The organism is Psychrobacter sp. CX97, from assembly GCF_057396285.1.
Window position 1 is genome coordinate 1 of sequence record NZ_JBXYJE010000016.1, and the last position, 21,526, is coordinate 21,526.

General features: G+C 40.7%; 16 protein-coding genes. 3 read left to right on the forward strand and 13 right to left on the reverse strand.

Translation table 11 applies throughout. The annotated features are described in order from the left end of the window. On the forward strand, positions 1-94 hold a 94-nt coding region (locus AC2SLL_RS11215), incomplete at its 5' end, for an IS3 family transposase (protein ID WP_486531810.1). A 223-nt stretch (positions 95-317) separates the two neighbouring features. Here AC2SLL_RS11215 and AC2SLL_RS11220 read toward each other — a convergent pair. Both AC2SLL_RS11220 and secA read right to left on the reverse strand, forming a co-directional pair. After that, on the reverse strand, positions 318-695 hold the full coding sequence (locus AC2SLL_RS11220; protein ID WP_486531780.1) for a hypothetical protein: 378 nt from the start codon (positions 693-695) through the stop codon (positions 318-320). Positions 696-765: 70 nt separating this feature from the next. Next, positions 766-3,576 carry a preprotein translocase subunit SecA gene (gene secA, locus AC2SLL_RS11225; RefSeq protein ID WP_486531781.1) on the reverse strand — a complete coding sequence of 937 codons (2,811 nt, stop codon included), beginning with the start codon at positions 3,574-3,576 and terminating at the stop codon, positions 766-768. Positions 3,577-4,001: 425 nt separating this feature from the next. Between secA and mutS the strand changes: the two genes are divergently transcribed. Then, on the forward strand, positions 4,002-7,301 hold the full coding sequence (gene mutS / locus AC2SLL_RS11230) for a DNA mismatch repair protein MutS (RefSeq protein ID WP_486531782.1): 3,300 nt from the start codon (positions 4,002-4,004) through the stop codon (positions 7,299-7,301). Between the two features lie 334 nt (positions 7,302-7,635). After that, on the forward strand, positions 7,636-7,959 hold the full coding sequence (gene fdxA, locus AC2SLL_RS11235; protein ID WP_486531783.1) for a ferredoxin FdxA: 324 nt from the start codon (positions 7,636-7,638) through the stop codon (positions 7,957-7,959). A 180-nt stretch (positions 7,960-8,139) separates the two neighbouring features. Here fdxA and AC2SLL_RS11240 read toward each other — a convergent pair whose 3' ends face one another. The 11 genes from AC2SLL_RS11240 to AC2SLL_RS11290 all read right to left on the reverse strand — a co-directional run bounded on the left by AC2SLL_RS11240 (position 8,140) and on the right by AC2SLL_RS11290 (position 21,201). Continuing rightward, positions 8,140-8,577, reverse strand: a complete 438-nt coding sequence (locus tag AC2SLL_RS11240; protein ID WP_486531784.1) for a prepilin-type N-terminal cleavage/methylation domain-containing protein — start codon at positions 8,575-8,577, stop codon at positions 8,140-8,142. Between the two features lie 607 nt (positions 8,578-9,184). Next, entirely contained in the window at positions 9,185-9,676 is a 492-nt protein-coding gene (locus AC2SLL_RS11245) for a type IV pilin protein (RefSeq protein WP_486531785.1), read from the reverse strand. After that, complete coding sequence (locus AC2SLL_RS11250) at positions 9,670-10,203, reverse strand: type IV pilin protein (protein WP_486531786.1); 534 nt, start codon at positions 10,201-10,203, stop codon at positions 9,670-9,672. Before AC2SLL_RS11250 ends, AC2SLL_RS11245 begins: the two co-directional genes overlap by 7 nt. Positions 10,204-10,205: 2 nt before the next feature. Further along, positions 10,206-14,159 (reverse strand): pilus assembly protein, encoded by a 3,954-nt coding sequence (locus tag AC2SLL_RS11255; RefSeq protein ID WP_486531787.1) that lies wholly within the window; start codon positions 14,157-14,159, stop codon positions 10,206-10,208. 351 nt (positions 14,160-14,510) lie between these two features. Further along, positions 14,511-15,332: a PilX N-terminal domain-containing pilus assembly protein gene (locus tag AC2SLL_RS11260; protein ID WP_486531788.1), complete on the reverse strand. Its 822-nt coding sequence runs from the start codon at positions 15,330-15,332 to the stop codon at positions 14,511-14,513. A gap of 2 nt (positions 15,333-15,334) precedes the next feature. Beyond that, on the reverse strand, positions 15,335-16,453 hold the full coding sequence (locus tag AC2SLL_RS11265; protein WP_486531789.1) for a prepilin-type N-terminal cleavage/methylation domain-containing protein: 1,119 nt from the start codon (positions 16,451-16,453) through the stop codon (positions 15,335-15,337). A gap of 3 nt (positions 16,454-16,456) precedes the next feature. Then, complete coding sequence (pilV, locus tag AC2SLL_RS11270) at positions 16,457-17,068, reverse strand: type IV pilus modification protein PilV (protein ID WP_486531790.1); 612 nt, start codon at positions 17,066-17,068, stop codon at positions 16,457-16,459. Beyond that, positions 17,065-17,604, reverse strand: coding sequence for a prepilin-type N-terminal cleavage/methylation domain-containing protein (locus AC2SLL_RS11275; protein WP_486531791.1), 540 nt, complete (start codon positions 17,602-17,604; stop codon positions 17,065-17,067). Before AC2SLL_RS11275 ends, pilV begins: the two co-directional genes overlap by 4 nt. Before the next feature lie 642 nt (positions 17,605-18,246). Next, entirely contained in the window at positions 18,247-19,083 is an 837-nt protein-coding gene (locus AC2SLL_RS11280) for a ComF family protein (protein ID WP_486531792.1), read from the reverse strand. Then, positions 19,068-20,405 carry a phospholipase A gene (locus tag AC2SLL_RS11285; RefSeq protein ID WP_486531793.1) on the reverse strand — a complete coding sequence of 446 codons (1,338 nt, stop codon included), beginning with the start codon at positions 20,403-20,405 and terminating at the stop codon, positions 19,068-19,070. The genes AC2SLL_RS11280 and AC2SLL_RS11285 overlap by 16 nt, the downstream gene beginning before the upstream one ends. A gap of 196 nt (positions 20,406-20,601) precedes the next feature. Continuing rightward, the gene (locus AC2SLL_RS11290) at positions 20,602-21,201 is read right to left on the reverse strand and encodes a DUF3465 domain-containing protein (protein ID WP_486531794.1); all 600 of its coding nucleotides are present in this window, start codon (positions 21,199-21,201) and stop codon (positions 20,602-20,604) included. Between the last annotated feature and the right edge of the window lie 325 nt (positions 21,202-21,526).

Sequence of the window (21,526 nt, forward strand, 5' to 3'; positions counted from 1 at the left end):
TCATGAGTACATTCATTATTACAATCATGAGCGTATTCAGCTTAAACTTAAAGGACTGAGTCCTGTGAAGTACAGAATTCAGTCCTTGAGATAGACTTAAACCGTCCAACTTTTGGGGGTCAGTTCAAAGTTGGGGCTCTTTTTTTATAGCCAATTATTGACTAAAAAACGTATACTTCGATGTAATGGATAAAATTCAATAAAATGGTAGAAAACAATAACCAAACAAAACGGCTCATTAAATTAGGGGCAGAGGCTAGTGCTATAAGTGGCATGAAGTGGCATGTGTATATTTACTGACTTAACTATCCACTTAATTAATTGCTTTTTTCATCTTCCGCCCCTTCTAATGGAGGTACGATAGCCTGCGTCTCTTCTTGCACATCGTCAGTCTGTAATGTTTCAGTCTGAACACCCTCTTTAGCATTAGCGCCCTCTACAATATTGGGAGCATCAACATTGGGAGCATCAACCTCACCGCCTACATTGAGCTGTGCATCGGCAGCATCCAAATCACCAGCAACTATTGCAGGGGTCGTATTCTGCGCAGGTTCAGCAGACATTACTACCTCGTCAGTGTCATCCTTCTCAATATCTGCATCAGCACTTTTCTTTTGACATCCCGTAACACTAAAGCTAGCTGCTAATAAAGCTGTCAATAAAGCTGCCTTCGTCTTTTTATTCAATCCTCGCATTATTGACTTTCCTTATTTTATGGTTAATTTAAAGCATGCACTTATTTGGGTTCTATTGATTGTGATTGATTTATATCTTGCCATGACATTGTTTATATTTTAACCCTGAACCACAAGGGCATGGTGCATTACGGCTAATATTCATATCAGCATATGGGTTCTGTTTAGTAGGATCTACCGCACCTACTGCGCTAGCAGATACTTGTTGAACTTGATTGTTAACTTGCATATTAACATTGCCAACACCTTGATTGCGAGCTTCTACTTCTGGCGCATTGTGGTGCTCACCTGTCAAGCTATCGACCTCATCATGTTCAAAGTGCATTTGCTGGCGTTGGGCTTGTGCTAGTCGCTCCGCTTCCATCGCATCTAATTCCTCACGTGTTGGAATGTGCACACGCGATAAATCTTGCACGGTCTCAGACTTAATAGCGCCCAGCATCATCTGGAATAAATCAAATGATTCACGTTTATATTCTTGTTCTGGATTTTTCTGTGCATAACCGCGCAAATGAATGCCTTTGCGCAGCTGATCCATTTGCGTTAGATGTTCTTTCCAATGACGATCGAGGCTTTGCAACATAAAATGACGCTCAAGCTGAGCTGCATTTTCCTCATTCATTAACTCACGGCGTTCATGATAACGGTCTATGGCTGTCTGGATGATTTTTTCACGGAGCCCTTCTTCATCAAGGCGTCGGTCTTCATCCAGCCAATCATTGATAGGCATATAGTATTTAAATTCACTTTCTAACTCATCTTCTAAAGCATCAATATTCCACTGGTCATCGATAGATCCTGGCGGCACGAACTGACTAATTAACGCATCGTAAACATCACGGTGCATCGCCTCAATAGTTTCTTTAAGATCTGCTTCTGCCAGTAAGTCATCACGCTGTGAGTAAATAACTTTGCGCTGCTCGTTTGCGACATCGTCATATTTAAGTAGATTTTTACGCGCATCAAAGTCACGGCTTTCCACTTTACCCTGTGCGTTCTCAATTGAGCGAGATACCATCTTATGCTCAATGGCCTCGTCTTCTTTAAGCCCCATTGCCCGCATCATATTAACCACACGGTCACCTGCGAAAATACGCATTAAATCATCTTCAAGCGATAAAAAGAAGCGCGACTGACCAGGATCCCCTTGACGACCAGCACGACCCCGTAGCTGGTTATCAATGCGACGTGACTCATGACGTTCAGAACCAATAATATGCAATCCGCCCGCTGCGATTACTTCATCGTGCTTTTTCTGCCAAACCGATCTTAACCGATTCATTTCCTCAGGGCTCACGTTTTCAGGATCAACAATTTGAGCTTGCCAATTACCCCCTAATATAATATCTGTGCCACGCCCCGCCATGTTAGTGGCAATTGTCACCGCACGTGGGCTACCTGCCTGAGCAATAATTTCCGCTTCACGCTCATGCTGCTTAGCATTTAATACATTATGTTTAATGCCTTCCTGATCAAGCAAATAAGACAGCTCCTCGCTGGCTTCAATAGTAGCTGTCCCTACAAGTACGGGGGCGCCTTTCTCTTGAATGCCTTTAATCTCACGGATAATACCTTTATATTTACCCAGCTTGGTTAAAAAGATTTGATCATCTAAGTCAATACGGGCAATAGGCTTATGCGTTGGAATAACCACCACATCAATATCATAAGTTGATTTAAACTCTGCCGCTTCGGTATCAGCCGTCCCTGTCATGCCTGATAATTTATCGTATAAGCGAAAATAGTTTTGGAAAGTGGTGGTAGCTAACGTCTGGTTTTCTGCCTTAATTTCAACTTTTTCTTTGGCTTCAACCGCTTGATGCAACCCATCTGACCACCGACGCCCTGGCATGGTACGACCGGTATTTTCATCAACAATAACCACTTCACCTTCATCAACAATGTAGTGGACGTTCTTGACGAAAATATGGTGCGCCCGAATCGCTGCCTGCACATGGGCGAGTAACGGCAATCTAGCAGGACTATACAAACTTTCATTTTCGCCAAGCTCGCCAACACTTACCAAGAAAGATTCTATTTTTTCGTAGCCTTTCTCACTAATTTCAATCTGGCGGTTTTTTTCATCAATCCAGAAATCGCCATCTTCGTTCTCTTTATTCGCCTCTTCATCGGTTGAACGATCCAGCAGCGGAATAATAGTATCAATAAGCGTATAAGTCGCTGCTGAGTCTTCGGCTTGACCCGAAATAATAAGCGGTGTACGAGCCTCATCAATTAAAATCGAATCAATCTCATCGATAATACAAAAATTTAACGACCGTTGTTTTTTCTCGGCTAGACTAAATACCATGTTGTCACGTAAGTAATCAAAGCCGTATTCATTATTAGTACCATATGTTATATCCGCTTGATAGGCCTCTACTTTTTCGTGTGGAGGCTGCTGAGAGTAAATAACCCCTACTGTCATTCCCAAAAAATTAAACAACGGACGGTTTAGGTCAGCATCACGAGCAGCAAGGTAATCATTTACCGTCACAACGTGCACACCTTTACCACTAAGGGCATTCAAATAGATGGCTAAGGTTGCCATTAGCGTTTTACCTTCACCCGTACGCATTTCGGCAATCTTACCTTCGTGCAAAGTAATACCGCCAATAATTTGAACGTCGTAATGGCGCATCCCTAACTGACGCTTAGACGCCTCGCGGCACACAGCAAAAGCTTCTGGTAACAATGAATCTAAGCTCGCGCCATCATCATAGCGCTGCTTGAACTCTGCGGTTTTGTCACGTAACTGCTCGTCAGATAAAGCAGATATTGCATCTTCTTGCGCGTTAACTTTAGCGACAATTTGACGCATACGTTTTAGTTCGCGATCGTTTTTTGTTCCAATGACGCTTCCAATTATTTTTGACAACATATCTTCGTAAACCTAATTCTCGTGTCAGTGATGCACATCATTGCACACCTACTGTAAAATTTTTTTATGTATTATATATGGTAACAGTATTGATAGATACAAGGGCAAATGAATCAAAATTATCATTTAATCAACTGGCTTATGACGCCTCAGTTTAAACCCTTTTTAGCCGCCTATTGATTATCTTGTTGATACTCTATCTAATAGGTAATCAACAAGATAATCTCAAATTGATGAAACCCAACTAAGCGTGGGTATTAGTGGGTTGACAAAACTGCCACTATAAGCAAAAGCTGGCACTATAAGCAAAGGTTACAACCAACCGTTTAGAACGACTTTGACTATATTCTTCTTTATAATAGCAATATAAATATGCTTATAAATGTTAGAATACATACTCACTTTAATACCACTTGATTTACTCTATGAACCACCCTGTTATGCCTACCGCTACCAACCCCGCACAAACTCAACTGTGTTTAGAAGAAAGCGAAAATAATCCCGACATTATTGATATCGCTGGTACTCAATACAATTTAGCCAACCACACACCTATGATGGTGCAGTATTTAACCTTGAAGGCTAAATACCCCCATGCGCTCTTACTATACCGTATGGGGGATTTTTATGAGCTGTTTTTTGAAGATGCACAGCGCGCAGCCGATATTTTAGATATCACCTTAACCCGGCGCGGTAACGACAAAGCAGGTAACAATATTGCAATGGCAGGCGTGCCGTTTCATGCTGCTGAAAGCTATATGGCAAGGCTTATTGCAGCGGGTCAAACTGTCGTTATTTGCGAACAGATTGAAGATATAGAGGACATTAATAGCAAATTAGACGACACCAGTAAACCTACTGCTAAAGGCATTATGCGCCGTGAAGTAGTGAAGACACTCACAGCAGGAACACTGACTGACGATGCACTCATCGCGCCAAATCATACCCCCAGTGTGGTGGCGATAGATATACATACTAATAAAAAACAGCTTAATAAATGGCAAGCAGGGATCAGCCAGTTAGACCTAAATGCTGGGACTATTCGCACTCAAACCATCAAACTTGCCAATATTAGCCCAAATCAACACTATAAAACCACTGAACAGGCGGCAAAGCTCTTACAACACCACTTGTTAACTGTGCTGACTCGCTTTGCACCCAGTGAGGTCATCATTCCTGAAACGATGAATGATGACTGGCGACACTGGTTACAAACGTGTTTGTCGTGTCCTGTTATTAGTGTTGCCGCTAGTGACTTTCATAGCGAGCATGCCAGCCAGACACTGTGCCGTCAATTTGAGGTGCAAACTCTTGAAGGCTTGGGTATTGCCGATAGTATTCTGGCACAAACCAGTAGTGCAGCATTAATTCATTATGCCCAGCAAACTCAGCAGCGCCACACGCCTCAAGTTAGTGAGCTTATCGTAGAGCGTGAGGATGATTATCTTATTATTGACGATATCAGCAGCCGCAATCTAGAGTTATTTGCGCCAGTTAGCCAAAATGGGACCAGTCTACTGACGGTGGTCAATCATTGTCAAACCCCAATGGGAAAGCGTTTATTAGTAAATCAGCTAAAACGTCCTCTGCGTATTGCCTCAGCGTATGACACATTAGCATTGCGTCTTGATGCGGTTGAGTGGCTCAATCAATTATCGTCATCGTCCTTAACAACACTACAAGAAGCCTTCAAAGACATTGCCGATATTGAACGCATTAGCAGCCGTATTGGCTTAAATAGTGCTAAACCACGTGATTTAAGGCGCTTAGCAGACAGTATTTATGCCAGTGAGCAACTATCACTCACTCTAATAAACTTAGGGCTGGATAATTTGCAAACAGGTTTATTGCCCCTGTTAGCCCTGCAGCTTCCCCACCAGCATACTGAGCTATTACAGATAGCCACCCTACTCGATCAGGCCATTGTACCCGAGCCGCCAGCCCATATTCGAGAAGGGGGCATGATAGCCACAGGCTACGATGAGGAGTTTGATAGGCTGGTGCACTTGCATGATAATATCCAAGAGACACTTGACAGCATGGCAGAGGATGCCCGTCAGCAGTACAGGTTGCCGAGTCTAAAAGTTGGCTTTAATAAGGTCAGTGGATTTTATTTTGAGCTGCCAAAAATGCAGGCCACACAGGCACCTACAGAATTTATCCGCAGACAAACCCTAAAAAACAGCGAACGCTTTATAACAGACGCGCTTAAAACGCTTGAGATTGATTACTTAGATGCTCAAACCAATGCCCTAGCCCGTGAAAAAGCACTGTATCAAGCCCTGCTTACCAAACTAAGTGAGCAACTCAGCCATTTGCAGCGTTTAAGCAGTGCAGTAGCACAACTTGATGTGCTGCTTAACTGGGCAATACTTGCTAAAGATAACCGCTGGATACGACCACATTTAAACCGAAATACAGCGGCCAATTTAGACACGTTAAAGGGGCCTTCTCGTCATGATGAGCACTCTACCCATATTGATATCAAGGCGGGTCGCCACCTAGTTGTAGAGGCGATGTCGAAGCCACAATTCAAATCCAAACCCTTAAATGATCATATAAACACAGAAAATACAAGGGCGACACATCCCACAAGCGAGCATTTTGTCGCAAATGATTGCCAGTTAGGGACAGCGAACTATCCTGAACGGTTATTGCTCATTACTGGACCTAATATGGGTGGTAAATCAACCTATATGCGCCAAACTGCGCTCATTATTTTGCTGGCCTGTTGCGGTAGTTTTGTGCCAGCAGACTATGCCTCTATTGGAGATATAGACCGTATATTTACCCGTATTGGCTCAGCCGACGATTTAGCAGGGGGTAAATCAACTTTTATGGTAGAGATGATTGAAACTGCACAAATATTGAACCTAGCGACCAATCGCTCTCTGGTATTGATGGATGAAGTGGGTCGTGGCACTTCAACGACCGATGGGTTGGCTATTGCCCATGCTTGCGCCCTTCAATTATGCGAGATGGGCAGCCTAACGCTATTTGCGACACATTATTTTGAGCTAACAGAACTTGCCCATCAACCAAACCCATCCAACAGCTTGCAAAATGAGTCAAAAAATCAATTAGAACCTCAATTAGAACATAAATTAAAAAATCAAACAGACAATAAATTACCAAGCCTATTAGACAATCAGCTAGAAAACTCATTAATAGCCAATACAAAAGATGAAGTAACACGTAAAAACGCTAAAAGAGCAGCTCAAGGTATAAGAAACGTACATGTCGCTGCTAGCCATATTGATGGTCAACTGTTATTACTGCATAAAATTAAAGAAGGCGCTGCCAGCTCAAGCTTTGGCTTACACGTAGCAAAGATGGCTGGTATACCCGATAGGGTTTTAAATGCGGCACAGTACTATTTGCAACAACATGCTGCCTTAAATCCGCTAAGCAACGTGACAGACAATCCAAAAAACCATACCGATAATCGTTATGCTCAATTAGAGACAGCTTATGCTGATGAGGACAATAAGCGTAATATTGTAACGGATAAATCGCTCACATCGCTGGTAAAAAATCCGCTTAGCTTAGATACATTTAACTCAATGACTGATGAGACTAGACACTTAAAAAACGATGCTAACCCTAGTAATCATAAGGCTACAAAGATCATTGATCAGCTCAAAGCACTAAACCCAGATGAACTAACCCCCAAGCAAGCATTAGATTTCATTTATAGCTTAAAACAAGGCTTATCAACCGACTAGTTAGATTTGTTAAATTCGGCTTAACAAGGTAAAATACGCCCCTAACTTAAATATTGCTTTAATGTTATGTCTTGCTACTCCGTTTAGGTGGCAGATTTTAAATAACGGATTACTGCGCTGATTAAATTAGAATTTGATATAATTTTATAACTCTCTCATAACACACACTTACCCTAGCGGTTCAGCCACTTAACATTTAATATGACTAATATGACTCAATTTTCCATCTCTAATTCGTATCGAAAAGCGCAGTCATTATTTAATTGTTAAGTAGCCACGGTAGCTAATATCAGTACTGCGTTAAGGTAACTTCTATTAAGAAAGGTAGCTCGCTATGACTTTTGTTGTCACTGATAACTGCATCCGCTGCAAATATACCGATTGCGTCGAAGTCTGCCCTGTGGACTGCTTTTACGAAGGGCCAAACTTTTTGGTTATCCATCCAGATGAGTGCATCGACTGCGCGTTGTGTGAGCCAGAATGCCCTGCTAATGCCATCTTTTCTGAAGATGAGGTGCCTAAGGGTCAAGAAGAGTTTATAGAGTTAAATGCTGAGCTCGCCGAAGAATGGCCAAATATTACTGAAATGAAAGGCCCATTACCTGAGGCGGAAAAGTGGGATGGTGCTGAAGGTAAGATACAGTATTTAGAGCGATAGAGATTTAAATATACCTTGAAAGCTAAAAACAAAAAAGGCTGAGCATTTATTGCTCAGCCTTTTTTACATATTTAAAAAATATAATTCATGAGTAAAATTAGGAAAGCCAAACATTCATGTTTGGCTTTATTAGACCCATCCTTAAAAATTTAGAGGTCTGCTATTACATGGTATTCAATCTTAACGACCAGTAATTGATTTGTTTGTTACTTCACAGTTACCACCTTCAGTAATGTTACATTCAACAAATAAATTACCTGGCGCTTTAGGGGTAAATGCAATTTCTTCAGTTGTTAAGGTTAAAACAGTAGCAGGAAACGTGGTTGCAGGATTATTACCATCTGCTGCTGCACTAATTGTCGCACCTGTACAAGCTGAAAAATTAAAACCTGTGTCTAGCTTCAAAGCACTACTAGCGGTAGCTGGATCTTGTAAATCAACTAATATCTTTCCTGTGGCAGATCTAGCTTCAGCCAAACATGCATTATTAGCAGAGCGCTTTGAATAATCCTGATATGCAGGGATAGCAATTGCCGCAAGAATACCGATAATTGCCACAACAATCATTAATTCGATTAGGGTAAAACCTTGTTGCGTATTTTTTGTAGCATTGTTCATAATAGTGCCTTAAATCTATGGTTAAATTCATAAAATAAATATTTTAGATAAATTGAACTCACTTATTAGTTAGTAGCTCAATTAGTGGTTCAATTTATATTCTTTGCCACACCTATGTATATTTAGCTTGTGTAGCATATATATCCTTAAGTTATGTCCATAATAGTGCATTTGTCATGCCAAGTTTTAACATAGCTTTTTCTCTTAAAAAAATATTCATTGAATACAATAACTTAGCTGGTTTATTAAACATTTTTTTATTAATAGCAGCACTATTATTAAATCCTGATTATACCCTTACTATAATTCTGGTATTTAATAAACCTGATTTGTCAACAATGCTCTTTAATAAAAGTACTTAAGGTAACTATATAAGCTTACCACCTGACAATTTATGTCAAAAACTAACATTTTTTGTCTTTTTTAGTATAGCTTTCTTCTTTCCATCGATTTTTTTGGTTTGTTTACACTCTAAGATATTTACATAACTCTTTGTTTTTAAATAAGAATTATTAATGAATAACACCATACATATTAAAATTATTCATTTATTAGTGTAGCCTGTCACTAATCCTATAGCATATGATATACATCTTAATAATTCATTTTATTGACGCCATTCATCACTTTTACCACATTTATCAGCACGACACCTGACACCGGTATAGTCAAGTGTCATAACGCCATCATTTGCCATACGCTCTGTAGCAATTGGTGTAGCAGATAGCTTCCACCGCTCTCCATTTAGTGTAACTGGGGTTTTAGTTGTATCAATTGGGGCGACACTAATTTGATAATACGCCTTATCAGAAGTAGGAAATTTAATACTACCATCAGCCTGTAGCGTCGAAGAAAATATAGCCGTTAAAGGAATTTTATCATAGCGCTTGTAATTTATTTTCTGCGCTTCAATACGACCTGCAACCTGCTGTAGCTCTGCCATAGCATCTGCTCTAATGGCTTTTTCACGATAGCCAAGGTAACTCGGATACGCAATCGATGACAGAATACCAATCACTGCCACCACAATCATTAATTCAACTAAAGTAAACCCGCTAATACCATTATTTATCGGTTTGCTATGCCAGAAATTTACCATGAGAGTTGCCCCGCACCGCAACCAGCATCGGTAATATCAAACGCCACATTATTAACACATCGTAGCCCCTGACTGTTTAATTTAAAATAGCGTTTGTCTGAGTTACTCTCCTTAGGAGCCGCCATCATTACCCAACTGTTTCCTCGCACTTGACCATCATTTAGCGGGACCACACTCACTGATCCTGAATTATCAATGAGCTGACCGATCGTAATAATATATTGCGGATCAGTGGTGGGGTAATTTACCGTGCCCACAGTTGCTGCATAGCCTGACTTGGGTACAAACCCACTATATGACAAGGCTTTTGCACGCCACTGCTCTAATTCAATTGATAAAGACAGTAGCTTATTTTGTAGCTCCGCTTCTCTATTCTTGATCAAGTACGATTGATAATTCGGTATGGCAATTGACGCTAATATAGCCAGAATAGCGACAGTAATCATCAGCTCAATCAGAGTAAAACCATACTGATCAGATCTCGTATTACTCTGCTGGAACAGGTCTTTTCTGATCGTTATACCCACCACTAAAACTCCATCCACTCAAGTGGGTTAAGGCTTTCATCAGTATTGATACTGGCATCTGTTAAACAGCTTAATCCGCTACATTTATTAAATTTACTACACTCACTACCTTCACACTCAGAATCTACTAAAACGTCTTTACAATTACCGTTTGGACAAGTGAGCGTTGGCTGACACTCTGCCCCTACACAATATGCTTTCATACTTGTAAACAGCGGCGTATCATTAAACTGAGTAATAAAGTTATCTGCAATGCCTATACCGCCCAGAGAATAGGCCCTAGGGGTTGCTTTATTATCATCACAAGCGCCATAAGGTAGGCAAGTTCGCTCTCTTTGTGTACTACCAATTACGCCCGCACTACACTCAGCAGCCGTGTTACCCACATCAGGGTTGTAAGAAGAGGTAATCAGTACACTCGCCAGCGCATCTGGTTCATTCATCATTTTAATCTTGTATTTATTACCAGCAACCTCCTCTCCCATCCAATGGGTAAAAGGGAGATACCACCCCTGCGCCTTATTGCTTTTCATTTTGATCTTTATACCATCAGGCCCAATATCACTGTCACTAAAAGACAATTTAGCCAGTTTATTAGAATCCCCTGTATTTTTACCTACTTGTATCGTAGGCGTACGTAGGCCGATATTATTGGCTCTAGAGTGACTATAGTCAAACAAATCGGTACGGGTCACATCTTTATCGATGATACTGTACAGGGCATCTGGAGTACTCCGGACCGATGACACTGGATTACTGCGATCGCCTGTGCCAACAGTCACGAGCGCCATGACGCCTTTATAACTGCCCTTAACATTATTATTGTCTTGAAACGCGTATTCTCCATTATAAAAAGTCACTAAAGGACGCTCATAAAAACGAGGCAGTGCCTCATTATTACTGACCTGATCACTAACATCTAGTATTTTTTGAACCCGATCAACCTGAAAATTATTGGTGTCTTTATTATTATTAATGTCTACTCGCCAAACTTGACCGCCTAAGTCTGCAAAGTAAATGTGGTCTGTTAAGCCATCATAGTTACGATCAATAACACGCACTTGAGTGACAATACTGTGTTTTAAATCATCTGCCTTGGTATATTGAAGCGTACTGATATTACCATTTGTGCTAGCACCGCGGTTACTTGCCCACCATAATAATTTCCCGCTATCTGAACCGCTGGCGAAATAGGTTTTTTTGTTGGCCCGAGATTGCTCCACCCCTACCTGCACCATATAGATGGCATTACCTTGTGCTTGCGCTTTACTATCGCAACTACTGTTTTTATGACCTATCATATTCAATTTAAAGGCAGGGTCTTCGTAACACGCATCATAACCCCCTGGCAAAAAGTTAACCATAACCCGTTTTCCACCACTTTTGACATAGCCAATGGCAGGTTTTGCCCACGTTTGTCCCATACGAGAAAATGCTGTTTGCTCTGGCGTTTGAGTTGCAGCATCCGTATTAATAACGTCATTTTTCACGCCCTGAGCCGTAGCCGTGAGATTCTCAAGCTTATTGGCATAGGTTGAGCCGACGCTATATAGCATTTTGGGCGAATTGACATCTGTAATATCAAGCCCATAGTACATTGAGCCACCCATACGCAAACCGCCCATTGCAAATATTTGATCAGACTTATAGAGGTTTGTCGTGATGCCGTCTTTAGTGTTTGTCTTGGTGGAGTACGAAGTATAGGTCAACCATGGCCCATCCACACCGTAAGGTATACGCCCACTTGCTGTCGTGCCTGATGTGGTTAGCGCTTTGGACTGTAGATCCAAAATTTGTTTGGGTACAAAGTTGAATACCTCTTTACCCGAGGTATCATCTAACATATGCAATGCGCCATCCATCGAACCATAAATTAAATAATCTTTACGGGTACCATCAATAAACTTACCTTCGCCATCCAACTTGATTTCAGTGGTTACAAGCTGAGGGACAGAATGTAAGACGCCGCCTATGTTTTTAGACCATTTATTATGCGATGACTCGAGAGTAGTGCCATTATTTATATCGTTTGCAGTAGGCTCTGTGTATCCCAAAAAATGCAATAAATTAAGCTTATCTTCATTATCATATCGAGCTGATAACTCAGGCGTAAAGCGAACAGACTTATTTGCATCCACCTTTAGTCTGACCAAACTGCCAGAACTATTGACAAATAAATTGCGCGAGCCAGTAGCACTCGTGCTTGTATTATTCTCAAAAACCTGTTGGAATGCACCACCAACTTGAGGCAAGCCTTGATCAGGTCTTAACGCGTCATTCGGAATGTTATCAAGATTATTACCTTCAGCGTCCGTATTGCTTCTTGAAGTATCTTCAATAGTATTCCAAATATCCCATGTGCCTGTAGAAAACTGTCCTTTATTATCTTTAAAAACTAGGCTGTTATTAGCCCCTTCTAAAGTTGCATTCACGATGTTATACTTTTTTAAGTTACCCAACCAAAGCCCAGATTCATTAAGCTTTGGCTCTAGAATAGGCACATAAGCAAGTTTACGTGATTTAAAAGTGCTCAAGCTATCTAAAGGCACAGACATATTGCCCGTTGATACGGGTTCAATTTTATCACTACCTACTTCGCCAATAAACTCAATGATACTTTGAGCAATATCTTTTGAACTCTGCGCATAATAGAATCCGCCTTCACCAAAACCTTGATTTTTCTCGCCAAGCTTACATAGGTTCTTAGCGTCTTGGCTTGTGATCTGATTGCTATCACAGTCATAAGTATCAACCGTTTTATTCTTCCCTGTTGCTGTTTTAATCGTAGTCGTGCGTTTATCCAAATTTGCAAGTTCTTGATACACACTACCAAACCCAACTGCTGCAGTTTTAATAGGCGTTCCTTTGATATTGTTTGGGTTATTCAAAGCACGTGAATACTCGCCAATACATTCCCAAGCTGGTGGGCCATTTTTCCCAGTCGTCATACCAATCGTATTATTTGAGCTGAGCCAAGACCCACCAGATTTACAGGTATCTGTAATGGCGGAGGCATCATTACCTAAGCTCTTTCGCATTAAGCCACGAACAACGCTTGGGTCATAGGCATTATTAGGTTCGCCATCGGTTAAGAAGTAAACGCCATAACCGTTGCATTGATTGGCATTTGAAGTGGTTAAAGGAGAGTTATAGATGCTACCGGTATAAGTTGCTGGATCTGACTGCTGTAATAACAATCCGCCCCAACCATTACCTCTCCTATCAACATATGCAGTTGTGGTTCCCAACATATAGGCGCCTGCCTCAGCGTATGCATGCGCAGTAGGCGTATTAGCGCTAGGTTCTATAGCAATAACTTTATCGAGTAATTTCTGTCTGTTATCAAGTGTTAAATCCAAGATTGGAACATCGATTTTGCCGCCCCCTTCTTTAGAGCTTTTAAAATAAAATGTACCTAGCCCAATTTTATATTTTGTTAAATCCGCATTCTCTCCAAACGCTTCGTCACTTTTGGGGTTGGTAAATAAAGAGATTAATGCCGTTTTTAATCGTGACATACGATCATAGTACTTAGTACCATCAATATCACAATAATACATTGTATACTGGATAGCTTCGGAGTCCATGATATTGCCATCATCATCGTATAAATTCTTTGTTATCATCTCCTCTTTGACATCATGTTGAATACTGGGATTTTCAGAAGATTGGCACACATGACGCTCTCCTAAGCCTTCAAAAAAACTCTTTTGAACTCTCTTGACCTTAACCTTATCAGGATAATCCTCTTCGATACTAGGTGGCCCCATGCTCCCTGAGTTATCTAACATCATCATTACCGAAGCATCCCCATAGGTTGCCCCTTGATAAATTTCCAAATCTGTCGCAGTAGCCGGCATAGACAAACCTAACACACTGACACAGCCTAACAGAGCAATACCCTCTCCGCTCAAATGGAATATAGGTGTCATTATTTGATTCGTTAACCGGCGCATATTATTACCTTTACTGTTCAGTATTACTTTGGGCTTAATTGGGTATGATTCTTTTATTAAAGCTTATTATCAATAAATAATAAACCTATAAATCAGGGCTATACTTCACAAAAACGGAAAATATAAAAGCTGCTGAATTTTTTATTTCTTTAAACTTATGCTAAACACAAATAATTAACGAAACATGAGGCAACATTTGAAATAAATAGAATAACTATTCAACTCAGTTTTGCCTTGTTTTGTATTGTATCGTCTCATTTTATTCTAAAAACCTCCTAACTTTAGCCTAACTTCAGCTTATGAATATAGGTTCTTACTATCTATCGTCAACATCCATTGTTTAATGCTTCTTCACTCATCAGCTATACAATTCACACCCACCGGCTGATTGCGAAACACCTGTTTATGAGTACTAAAAGGTACCCCCAAAGCTGTTAGACAGGCATCTAATGTTATTGTGGTTGGGGTAAGGGTCTGCCGTGGCTGCTTTAAACAACCTGCCACTGTATCAGTACCTGAACTACGGGCATCGCCCAAATCAACGTTAGACATCGCCGGTAATACAGAAGTTGCATATCCTTCAAACGAGCTACATAAAATACCCCCAGATCCATCATCTTCAGGCTTTTGAAAATCGTTTGAATAAGTACCTTCCACTTCGTTAAAAAAAACGGCCTCTTTATCACTCCCAAGGGGGCGCACAAACGTCATCTGAGTAATCACTCGGCCCTCACTAACATAATCCTCACTGTCACTGGGGTCACAATAACCATTACCCACGCCGTTTAGACGCTCACCGTTTCTATTACGCTCGCTAATCTCCAATACGCTAAACAACCGATCACTTCTAGGTCTCACGCAAAAGCTCACTTCGTGACCATCACGCTGTGAGCTAGACATATAACCCTTTAAGGTTTCCGCACTGCCTCGTCTAGCCCCTAATATTCGGTCTTCTTTTTCAACCTTCATAAATGCCGCATCATTTGATTGAAATAACAGCTTTTCAACTTGCGCTGATGTGGACAGTCTCAAATCCGTAGTGCTTTGCCTGACCGCTAATGTCCCGATTAATGTAATCAGCAATAACACCAGTAGCACAACTATAATAGCAATACCCTGCTGATTAACCGGCAGATTATACCTTCTTTGCTGAGGTGTATTTTGAATCAACACAATTATACCCCTCCACGAGCATTACGAAATAACACCGACATTTCATTCACACTACGCAAATAAGTTGGACCAGCTTGAGCTGCCGTGTTCAAAGACACGTCATCTTTGTCCAAAATACTAAAGCGCAGCTCACTATTTGCTTTGGGGTTTGCAGTCGGCTCATCTGAATGAGTCAATAGACCAAGCTGCACACCCACGATTCTCATGTCATTTAATACAGTGCTAACGGCGCTTGGTTCAGGAATTGGAATATACGCAACACGCAAGTTTTCAGTATCAGTGGCAAATCCAGAAGTATTAGAAACACCCAATAGTACCCGGAAATAATCTGTATTAGGCATAACGATAGTACCATTGCCCTTTAAGTTATTTGCAATTACCTTGGTTTCATTAGGCCGAGTAAACCTACTAATATCTAACCCATCCTCACTTGCCGCCGCTGCTTCGTCATATTTATAAATAGCTGAGGCACACGCTAAACCATTACGATTTGGGGTAACTGAGGTATCATTTCGCACAAAATAGCGCTCAATGACATAATAGCCTTTAGGAATAACTCTCCCCTGACAATCAAATAAGCCTTCTCGCCCAGCTTGGTACTGAACAGTTAACTGATCGCTTTTGGTCGGTTGCGCTAGGCTACTGCTGCTACCACTAAACTCACTGCGTGATAATAAGTCAGCGGAAATAGCAGCACCGCCCCAAACCAATCCATAAAGGTTGCCACTACCCCACTTACTAATGGTGCCTTTGCCGTCTGGCGCTGTTAACACCACACCGCCTTGTGGGGTTAAATGATTCATAAAGTATTTGCTATTGTTTTCGCCGCTACGTGCTCCATAATTGACTCTACGTAGATGTAACTGTAAGTCGGATAACCCAAAAATGGCGTTGTCCTGAATTTGCGAACTCGCTTGCTGAAGACGTGCATTTTGTGAGCTGGTTAAAAATATTTGTAAGGCAGCGGCAGAGATAAGCAAGCCAATAACCAAAGAAATCATCAGCTCAATTAAAGTAAATCCAGACTGAGACTTATCCTTAAAAACCGGCATTGACCTTGTATTGGTCAATAATCTTTTAGAAGCGAGTCTACTTGAAAGCTGTTTATTTGATGGCATCATTACTTATAGCTCCATCATCATACAAGTCGCTTTAGGATGGTAATTGCCGCCGGCTTGAATCACTGTCTCTCCGTCTACCTGACGGTCAGATAGGCAGTCAATAGTTGCATGCTCCGTGTCAACCTCAGCGCTGCTACCTATAGTCGCCGTCGTATTACCCCATGCTGATATCATGCAATACGAAAACATTATATTATTGCTAGCATCAGTACCTAAACCGCCTGTATTTGGACAAGGGTGTATTTGAATATCAAAGTTATAAGTCGCCAGCTCTTGTTTAAACTTAAACACTTCTGCCGCTGCAAGCTCATTTGGCGCGCATAAGTCAGCTGATGTTATCGCACTGCCATCCAGCCCACACTGTTTAGTAGGTGTGCTAACTTCATTGTTTAACCTTTGTTCATATACACTGATTGCAGAAGGATTTGCTCTAATTTTCTCGGCTAAATTGCGCATCATTACCAGCGACTGAGATCGCTCAAAAGACTCATCTGTCGCTTTTATCGCCTGCGTTTGCAGTCCCGTATAACCCAACACAGCGATCGCCAACAGCAGTAGCGAGACCAGCACTTCAACCAGCCCCACACCCTCTTGTCTTGAAGCTAAAATAATCACGAACAATTCCCATTTTTATGTAAAGTTATACGAGCTTTAGCATTAGCGGTAACAACTTTACCCTGCAAGTCAGAAAACCTCTTATCACATACTGAAAATACTAAGTTGATACTGTCTGTTTGGCCAATATTTACAATGCGTTTATTGGGTTCAATCACAAACTCACTTACGTCTGATAAGTCTGCCGTTTTATCGCTTGTGGTGGCTGAGTTAGATTTTGCATTCACTTCAATATTTGTATTATAAGTAAACTTTTTAATAACATTTGCATTTAAATCAGTATTTGTTAGTTGGATTGTGGCTGCTTCTGTGTCAATAGAATATTTAATAGATTGACGACGAATACTACTTTCAGAGATTGCAAATTTGAGTGATTCATTAATAATACTGGCAGTATCGGATATGCGCTGACTCGCTAGCTGTCGGCTTAAATTTGGTGCAGCGATAGTCGCAATAATCGCCAGTATTGCAATGGTTATCATCAGCTCAATTAAGGTAAATCCCCGTGATACCTGAGTACGATTCAAGTGTTTCATCTAACATCAGCCTATTAATGATATACACTTATTATATGCTATTTATATAACTGAGCCATTAATATATCTTGTTAAACCGCAACGTCTACAAATCATGAAGATCTATCAGTCATTACTCATAAAATAAAATAGTGCCTAAGTCAGTTAAAATGCTATCAGCGCTGTGACTGACTGCTTTAACCCAGCTATATTATTTTGCAAAAAAGATAGGGGGTTCACTACTCATTTTACTCATAGACATACTATAAAAAAACATATAATAAATTCTTTACTATAGAGCTTAACACAAATGATTTTGTTACAAGACGACCGATCTCACATAGCACAAGTCGTCACTTCCATAAGGTCTACAGGTTCTAAGACAGACTATAGTCAGCAAGGTAAGTCATAACAAGGTAATAAACTGCAAAAATTATTCCACTAACGTCATTTAGTTCATATCTTATTCTAGACGTAAGCCTATTAACAATCTTTAGAGATGCTTAAAACTTTAAAAAACCGCATGTCTATGTCTAGTCAGGACAATTAAGATATATTTTACGACCGTAAAATACCATTAAACCTTTCATTGAACTTCTATTGAACCTTATATCAATCTATCAATCATAAACTAGGCCTATAATCAACAAGTCTTGAGGTCTGTTATATTGTTAAGCTTTGCCTATTTGCTAGGGCTATAGTATAAGCAGAAAGTTGCAACTGGCCATCAAAAGACTTAAGGCAAGCGGCAAGCGCTTTTAAGGTTGAGCCAGTAGTGAGGACGTCATCAAATATGATGACATGTCTAACAAGTGGAGATTGCTCTATCTGAAACGCATCTTGAATGTTATGACGCCTCTCATTGCGACTAAGCCCCTGCTGACTAACGACATTATCCACTCTACTAACGCCGTTCCAGAGAGGTATGCCCCAATGCTTTGACAAATAATGTGCCAATATGGAAACTGGGTCGAAGCCGCGGTGTCTGAGGCGCGGATTTGTCGTTGGCATAGGTAAAATAACGCTATTTTTGGCGTGGTGTCCCTGTGGCCTATGCAGCTGCCGTATGGCATGAACAAGAACAGGCAGCGCAGTGAGGTTTTCATTGTATTTAAACGCGATTATGGCCGCTTGCACATAACCTTGATAGAGAGTAGACGAGTGAAGGTTGATAGTTTGAGTAGTAGTTTGATTGGATAGCTGAGGTTCGGTAATTGGAATGGGATGATCGTGGACATTAGAGATGTCCAATAAAAAAACAGAAGATAACCATTCAGTGTCATTATGACAATCCTCACATAAAAGTGATGCGGAGTGTAGACACCTTAACTGAGATAGTTTTTTTGATAAGCCTATTTTTGGGTTAGTGTGTACTGCCGAAATAACCGCATCGTTAGTTTGACAGAGGCAACATAGCTTTTGTAAATACTGCACCCGCCACATACCGAGCTGATAGTAAGCTGGTACTGTACTGTGCAGATTAATTAAAGCCCCTTCCAATCACTTAACGTCACACCCACACCTACTGACGTGGTCTCATCATTATAATCAACGATAGACTCGCCATAGCCATGGAAAATCTGCATAAACCCATTGACACTATCGGTAAGAGGATGGGAGTAATTTACCTCAACCCCTCCTTTTTGAGTATCAAAATTATAACGCCCTATCGCATTTATAACCTCTCTTTTACCCAAGTCATATGATAGTTGCAGCTCACCATGACCATAGTAATCGGTAATATCAGGATTATCACTAGGATTGGCATCAGATTCGTTTTTTACATGTGCCCAAATCTTAGGAACAACCGTTAGTTTGTCCCATTCCGCACCGCCCATTAAATAGATACGATTCCATGAGCGTGAAAGGGGATCAGATTGGCCATTAGAGTGATGAATAGCACCCACACCAAGCATTCTTAGCTTGCCATTAAAAGGTAAATCCGCTTTAACAGGTTGAGTTAAAAACACCTCTGGCATATAGTCTGTTGCTCTAAAGGGACGAGAATTGTCTTCGTTATAAACTTGCCAGTGCATCTGCTGTGTATAGCCAAACCATAAATCAGCATTGGTGTCGAATACATCTTCCATTATCTTACTTTTTAAAGATATTTGTGCTTTAAGTTCAAGCGGACGGTATTCGTTTCTAGAATATATATATGGATCTATCGCTGGTGTGGTAGGGTCGGCATCTAAAGTAGGGGTTACTGGTGCTCGATTGGGATCAAAATGTGCATATAAGGGCAATAAATACATTGGATTATGATTTCGTGCTGTCCATAACCCATGATCACTATTTTTATCTAGATCATAAGCCAAACTCAACGGTGTGTATTTACTTACAGCATTTTGCGTCACCCCCACTTTAGCAAGCACTTGAGCTTCTGGACTCAGCGTTTTAATCGTGATTTTTGAGTCATCTTTCAGCCCATCGACAACTTTTGAATTAGATTCAAGTGTCTCATCAGCTAACACTGCTTGGGGTTTCCAGTCTATAAAGGTAGCTTGCAACGTTTTCGCTATATCAAGCGGCTTTTTTGCATTCCCTAAAGTCTTGTCTTGCCCAGTCGCTACCGCATCGTAACACGCTAATCGAGCCGAGTCCTTTTGTAAAGCACCACACTCTAAAAACAAACTACTTGATGGCTGAGTATTGCTTTCTGAAACACCTGCATGGGCAGCGGATACGCCTAAAGCGGGCGCAGTAAAAACTGCCACGGTTATTGACGTTAATGGTAATAACTTTGAAGGTAATATCTTAAAAGGTACTACTTTAAAAGACGTTACGTTTAAAAAATGTTGTGAATGTTGCAAGGCAATCATACCTATTCCTGCTATAAGGTTGAATTGGATAAGTATACTATTAAAGCGTGATAACGACCAAATAATTTGTAGTATGCTAATGGACTATGCAACCCTAACTAACAATTGCTAATGTGAGGGGGTCATGGTAGCACAGCAAAGTTTGAAATATAATGACGAATTAAAGATGCCTATAATTAATGCTATAAAAAACCTATTACTGATAGCGCTGGCCATCCTTTTCGATCCAACCATTTTGGTGTCTAGCCGCGGGGTCGTGGTGTGTCCAATGTATAACACCCACTTTAGGGTTAAACTCATACTCCCCATAAAATATGACACTATTGCCTTTTTGTAAGTTAGCAACTCTTGGCGCTAAGTCAATATTATGAGCAATAAGTATGGTCAGGTTTGGCTCAATATCATCTAGGCTTACAATAAAGCGTTGATGACGACTGCCCTTGTTATCATCCTCTAGCACAGCAATGACCGTACCACATCCCTTAACTTGAAGGTTAGACCGTTCTTCTGCAAAGGCATTGACGATAGCAACGTTATTACAAGCAACCGCGACACCCTCGTCTTGGCTAGTATCTATTTCTTCTTTGATAACGGTTTTTTTGATAGCAGAGCCGTTGACTATAGAATCATGGTCTGCGGCATCTATTTGTGCTGGGACAACCACATCAGATTTGTTTTCATCACAGCCGCAGATAATGAAACCCATCAACATCATAGCTGGCAAAAGTTTTTTACCTTTTCCAAAGAATAATCCCGTCTTTTCGCGCTTACTATACTGATTTTCTATTGCACTCATATTTTTGTACTCATATTTTTGTACTCAGACTGGTTTACTCTATTATTTTATGGGGCTTACGTTTTCGGAACTTAAATTTTTAGAATTTCAACAAGATTAAATAGAGATGCCAACCAGAAATTTTAAGCGCTTGCCCCTTAGCCTTCTAATGAGCTAGACGCAAACCTTACACTATTGTTGACTCTTCCTATTTCTGACTCTTCCTGCATCTACTGTCATTGAGCTTCGCAAATATCAATCTAAAACTGTCTAGTGCCCAGCCTAACACCTAGATTACTAATAAGGCGGATTGAACACTAAAACCTTTTTAAACCCAAAAAATTTG

Excerpts from the sequence above, each read along its gene's own strand:
- AC2SLL_RS11220 (WP_486531780.1), bottom strand. The coding sequence starts at position 695 with ATGCGAGGATTGAATAAAAAGACGAAGGCAGCTTTATTGACAGCTTTA.
- AC2SLL_RS11255 (WP_486531787.1), bottom strand. The coding sequence starts at position 14,159 with ATGCGCCGGTTAACGAATCAAATAATGACACCTATATTCCATTTGAGC.
- AC2SLL_RS11285 (WP_486531793.1), bottom strand. The coding sequence starts at position 20,405 with ATGATTGCCTTGCAACATTCACAACATTTTTTAAACGTAACGTCTTTT.
- fdxA (WP_486531783.1), top strand. The coding sequence starts at position 7,636 with ATGACTTTTGTTGTCACTGATAACTGCATCCGCTGCAAATATACCGAT.
- AC2SLL_RS11245 (WP_486531785.1), bottom strand. The coding sequence starts at position 9,676 with ATGGTAAATTTCTGGCATAGCAAACCGATAAATAATGGTATTAGCGGG.
- AC2SLL_RS11275 (WP_486531791.1), bottom strand. The coding sequence starts at position 17,604 with ATGAAACACTTGAATCGTACTCAGGTATCACGGGGATTTACCTTAATT.
- secA (WP_486531781.1), bottom strand. The coding sequence starts at position 3,576 with ATGTTGTCAAAAATAATTGGAAGCGTCATTGGAACAAAAAACGATCGC.
- AC2SLL_RS11265 (WP_486531789.1), bottom strand. The coding sequence starts at position 16,453 with ATGATGCCATCAAATAAACAGCTTTCAAGTAGACTCGCTTCTAAAAGA.
- AC2SLL_RS11290 (WP_486531794.1), bottom strand. The coding sequence starts at position 21,201 with ATGAGTGCAATAGAAAATCAGTATAGTAAGCGCGAAAAGACGGGATTA.
- mutS (WP_486531782.1), top strand. The coding sequence starts at position 4,002 with ATGAACCACCCTGTTATGCCTACCGCTACCAACCCCGCACAAACTCAA.
- AC2SLL_RS11240 (WP_486531784.1), bottom strand. The coding sequence starts at position 8,577 with ATGAACAATGCTACAAAAAATACGCAACAAGGTTTTACCCTAATCGAA.